Source organism: Brachyspira sp. (assembly GCF_029258575.1).
Lineage (GTDB): Bacteria > Spirochaetota > Brachyspiria > Brachyspirales > Brachyspiraceae > Brachyspira.
Window position 1 is genome coordinate 1 of the sequence record NZ_JARHYI010000123.1, and the last position, 5,082, is coordinate 5,082.

Sequence of the window (5,082 nt, forward strand, 5' to 3'; positions counted from 1 at the left end):
TCTAAATATTTCAGGAATATTCATTTTGAAGATACTGTATTAATAGCAGAGTCATCTGTTGATCATGAGGCTGTAGAATCATTTAATGGCTCTATATATTTTATAGATTCTATATTTCCATTGGCAAAATACTTTATGAATCCATTAGGTAAAAGGGGCGACATTACTATGGGAGGAAGTGTTTCCACTGCTGCTTATGATTTTGCTGTGAGAATAGGTGCCAATCCTATAATAATGGTTGGACTTGATTTATCATTTCCGAATCATCAGACACATATAAAAGGAAGCTATCATGAAGAAAATTTCTTTACTGAAATAGGAAAACTAGATTCTTACGACAGCAGAATATATAAAGTACTTGTATCTGGAAATCTAAGAGAAGAAAAAAATGTTTATGGTGAAAGTGTATTTACTGATTCAAGATTCGACATGTACAGGAATTGGTATGAAGTTCAATGTACCAATAACAGCAAAATAAAATTCTATAATGCTACAGAGGGTGGAGTGATAATAAAAGCTATGGAAAATATTACACTTCAGGAACTTATAGATAAATTTGAAAATATAAATATAAGCATAGACAAAAATGATACAAATATACAAGATAAAACGAAAATACTTGAAAGCTTAAAAAACGGACTAATAAAAATAGATAAAGAAATAATCTCATTAAAGCCTTATGTAGAAGAAGCAATTAATCTTTGCTACACTATAAATGATGAATTATCAAGGCATAGAAAAGTTGATAAGCTCATTGCAAAACTAGATGAAGCAGATATAAAAATACTTAATATAAGCAAGGTTAATGAATTTTTAGGCATAACTATGCAGAAAACTATCAAGACTATTACAGAAGGTTTTGAGTTTAAAGATGAAACTATGAACAAAGCTATATTAAGTTCTTTCAAATTATATGAAGCTATGAAAGACAGTATCGAATTCAATCATTACATAATAGAGCGTGCATTGATAAAGATAAATAAAGAATTGGAATAACAATTTTTTACACATACGATTAGATAAATTTAAAATATAATAAAAATTTTTAAGTTTATAAACTGATGCTCTTTATATAGAATTATCAACTTTTTCCTGCCGCACGCCAATGGAGGACAGCGTCAAAGCTGCAAAAAAGACTAATGATTAGATGTATAAATTTATTTTTAATATTAGACTTATAAAACAAAACTAAAAAGTATAATAATTTTTTTCATTTTTATTTCTACTTAAATATTAATTTTTATTCATTATAATAATTAGCACCAATCAAAGCATTAGTAAAACTGTATGAAATATCATCTATAGTCATTCTTGAATTGTCTTTTGAATTATATTTATAAATAGTGCTTGTTTTGTTATTATTATCAAGTAAAGATATTTGATTTAAATAAAATATATCGTCTTCAGCTTTGAATATATAATATTTAAAAGTATATTTGCGTTTTTCAAAATGAGCATAATCTTCTAGTGTAAAATAATCTCTTTTTTCTTTTTTAGACATTACTGATACAAGCCCGATTATATCTTTTTTATTAACAATATAATTAAATGCTTTTTTATCATTATCATCGCTTATTGAAATATCAGCACCATTATCTATTAAAATTTTTGCAGCATCAATGTTTTCCAATATTAAAGGTGTAGATCCGTCAACTCCTCTGTTATTAATATCAGCACCCGATTTTACAAGCCCTGAAACTATATCAGAATATCCAAGCAATGCTGAATTATACAAAGCTCTGTCAAAATTTTTATCTTTTATTAAAACACTTATTTCTTCAATACCTTTATCATTTTCATGGCTTTTCAATGCCTGCTACAGCTCTTTTGAATATTTTGAACATGATAAAAGAAAAATCATAGAAAAAATTACTAATAAAATTTTCATATTATTACTCAGATTTTATATTTTTATTAATTTTCAATGAATATTTTTTAATTGAATTTTAATAGCTGTATGCATAGTAGTTATTCCACCATAAAAATACATATTAAATTAATAAATAAAATCTCAATATTAATTACTTAATAACATTAATTTTTAAATGCTTAATTTTTTTACAAATACAACATTTTTATATAAATACTATAATACATATATACATATATTAATAAACAGTATTTTAGTATATAATTATATAAATAAATATTTGAAAACCATATTTTTTCTTATTGTATTTTATATTTTTTCCGATAAAGATTAACAGTAGTATTTTTTAAGGTAATTAGATATGAAATATAGAATATTGTTACTTTTATTTTTAATGGGCTGTTCTAAGATATTTGCTCAAAATGATAATTTTTTAGATACAATTATGCTGGATCAAATAAAGAGAATTTATCCAGATGATAATGTAGTTTCTCCTTCAAGCTATACCATAAGTATGAGTTTTGATCTTAATAGGTACAGATTAAATGAACCTATTACTATGGAGATAAAAATATATGCTAAAAAGGGAACTATAAGTTTCACCAACTCATCTAATCCTTTTAATAATTATAATTTCACAGTTTATGATAATTATAATAATCCTGTGGTATCATCAGATAATTATACTCTTTGGAAATATAAAAATGAAAGAGCTTTGGATACTTCTAAAGATAGAGTTGTAACCCTTAATGAAGGTGAAAGTTATTCATATTATATAGATTTGAATAATTGGTTCTATTTTGACAAAACTGGAAGATACAGAATAGAAGGCAGTTTCAATCCTATGCCTGAAATAAGTGATAATTTTTATATACAGGTGGATACTGCATATTTCCTATTAGATGAAGCTAGAGCATATGAAAGTCAAAGTACTAATACTATGCCTACTTATGATAATGTGGTTTCAACAAATCAAAATATTTTACAGGACTATTCTCCGTCAAGTATAATATCAAATACTTTACTTGCTATGCAAAAAAGAGATTGGAGTAATTATTACAACTATATGCATATGCCTTCAATAATAAGCATAAGCCAAAGATATTATGAAACATACAGAAATAATTACAGCAATGCATATTTAGAAGATTTTACAGACACTGGTATTCGTCAAAAGGCTAGAGAATTAAGTTTTGAAGATTTTTTAAGAAATCAATTCTCTGATACTGTAAGTGCTGATATGATTAGAACAAATTTTGGAAATAATTTCCTTAATAATCTTGAAATGGCTTATAAGTCAAGCAATATAAGAGAGCTTGCTATAAGATTTGATATTCTTTATAGAACTTCTTTGCCTGAAGACAGAAAAGTACTTTTTGAAGAGTTTAAAAAATATTTATCTTCTGCTTATGACAGACAGGTAAGAAATAACTTTATAGCAGAATTACAAAGAGATATAATTACTACTAAAGATGCTAAATTGAAAGAGCATTATACAGAAGTGTTAAATCTTATTAAAAAAGAATATGATCCTGCTGTAACTTATACTCTTCTAAATTATACTATTGATAAAGTAACAATTATAGAAGAATACGGACTTCCTAAAGCCGAAGTAGAAACTAGACTTTATCATAGATACTTTAATGCTGATATAGGAAATATCTATGATCCTATTGTAAAAAGAACTTTTATTTTAAGAAGAATGGGAGAATATTGGTATATAGTTAATTACTATGATACTGTTATCAATTAATAATTAAATGAAATAGAAAAATAAGTGAGGAAGTTTTATTTCTCGCTTATTTTTTTAATAAAATTTAAAAATATTTTTAATTGAATTTATTATTATAAGCTATTGCAAAAATAGAGAGTTTATAATATAATTGCAATTATTTATGATTTATAATTTTACTATTAATGGAGAAGAGAAACAATGAAAAAAGATATACATCCACAATATTTTGAAACAGATGTCAATTGTGCATGCGGTGCTAATTTTAAAATACATTCTGTACAAAAAAGTTTACACGTAGATATTTGTCATAATTGCCATCCTTTCTTCACTGGAAAGCAAAAAATTCTTGATACAGCTGGAAGAGTTGATAAATTTAAAAAACGTTATGGTTTAAAAAAATAATAATTAAAATTTATATGGACATTTTGTAATAATTAGTTTGAGTATAAACTTGAACTAATTATTTTTTTATATCATCTTTATTAGATTAAGGAATTGCTATGAAATTTATTATAGAAAATAAAGTATTTGAAACTTTAGATACAATGTGTGTTGTTGTAATTATAGCTAAAGGTATTAATAATACTAATAAAATAAATGATATATCTTTAATGCTTAAAGAAAATATTTCAAAAGCTGAAAATGATTTTGAAAACATAAAAATTAAAGAAAGCGAATATATTAAACCATATAGAGATGCTTTTCAAAAACTTAATATCAATCCTAATAAATTTATGTGTTCTATAGAAGCCCTACTCACTAGAATATCAAATAAAAAAGGAATGCCTGAAATTAATTCTATAGTAGATTTAGTTAATGCTGTTTCCATTAAATATAAACTTCCTATGGGGGCTCATGATTTGGACTCTATGAATGATAAGGATTTTTATGTAAGATACTCTTCTAATGGTGATACTTTTCTTCCTTTCGGTGAAAGCAATAAAGAAAATGTTGATAAAAATGAATTAGTTTATGCTGTTTCTAACGAGGTGAGAACTAGAAGATGGATATGGAGACAAAGCGAATATGGAAAAATTACTGAAAACTCTTCAAATATAATATTTCCTATAGATGCTTTCATCGGAATCAATGATGATAAGGCTATTAAAGCCAGAGATGAGCTTGCTGAATTATTAGTAAAATTTTTCAACTGTAATATAAAAACAGGTATGATAGATTCTAAAAATAATCATATAGAATTTTAACTTACATATAAACCAAACTACTCTTTTTTATTATCTTTATCCTTACTTTAAAATAATCTAACTGTATTTTATCTAATAAATGTATTCTTACATACGGCGGATTACCTATTACCACATCGAAACCGCCCCCTTTAAAAATATTTTTAAACTCGTCCTCCCAATCAAAACAATTTATTTTATATTGCGTCTCCTCGTCAAAATCAAGCACCGACTGGCTCTCGTAAAAATCACTGCCTACTACGAGCTGTAGCACCAATCCGCACGGTAACGCC

5 protein-coding genes and 1 pseudogene are annotated in these 5,082 nt (G+C 25.6%); 4 read left to right on the forward strand and 2 right to left on the reverse strand.

The window, feature by feature from the left end; all coding sequences use genetic code 11:
* Positions 1–996: motility associated factor glycosyltransferase family protein (locus Q1J76_RS09745; protein ID WP_300369884.1), on the forward strand; the 996-nt coding region annotated here is incomplete at its 5' end.
* Between the two features lie 244 nt (positions 997–1,240).
* Here Q1J76_RS09745 and Q1J76_RS09750 read toward each other — a convergent pair.
* Positions 1,241–1,810, reverse strand: coding sequence for an ankyrin repeat domain-containing protein (locus Q1J76_RS09750; RefSeq protein ID WP_300369885.1), 570 nt, complete (start codon positions 1,808–1,810; stop codon positions 1,241–1,243).
* A gap of 421 nt (positions 1,811–2,231) precedes the next feature.
* On the opposite strand from Q1J76_RS09750, the gene Q1J76_RS09755 reads away from it, so the two are divergent.
* The 3 genes from Q1J76_RS09755 (at position 2,232) to Q1J76_RS09765 (ending at position 4,810) form a co-directional block, all read left to right on the forward strand.
* A complete protein-coding gene (locus Q1J76_RS09755; protein WP_300369886.1) occupies positions 2,232–3,623 on the forward strand; it encodes a hypothetical protein in 1,392 nt (463 codons plus the stop codon).
* 180 nt (positions 3,624–3,803) lie between these two features.
* Positions 3,804–4,007, forward strand: coding sequence for a 50S ribosomal protein L31 (rpmE, locus tag Q1J76_RS09760; protein ID WP_020004042.1), 204 nt, complete (start codon positions 3,804–3,806; stop codon positions 4,005–4,007).
* A 98-nt stretch (positions 4,008–4,105) separates the two neighbouring features.
* A complete protein-coding gene (locus Q1J76_RS09765; RefSeq protein WP_300369887.1) occupies positions 4,106–4,810 on the forward strand; it encodes a B3/B4 domain-containing protein in 705 nt (234 codons plus the stop codon).
* A gap of 73 nt (positions 4,811–4,883) precedes the next feature.
* Here the strand turns inward: Q1J76_RS09765 and Q1J76_RS09770 are convergent.
* Positions 4,884–5,082 (reverse strand): annotated as a pseudogene (locus tag Q1J76_RS09770) (Eco57I restriction-modification methylase domain-containing protein); the annotation flags it as partial.

Coding starts and splice junctions, on each gene's coding strand:
- rpmE (WP_020004042.1), top strand. CDS start 3,804: ATGAAAAAAGATATACATCCACAATATTTTGAAACAGATGTCAATTGT.
- Q1J76_RS09765 (WP_300369887.1), top strand. CDS start 4,106: ATGAAATTTATTATAGAAAATAAAGTATTTGAAACTTTAGATACAATG.
- Q1J76_RS09755 (WP_300369886.1), top strand. CDS start 2,232: ATGAAATATAGAATATTGTTACTTTTATTTTTAATGGGCTGTTCTAAG.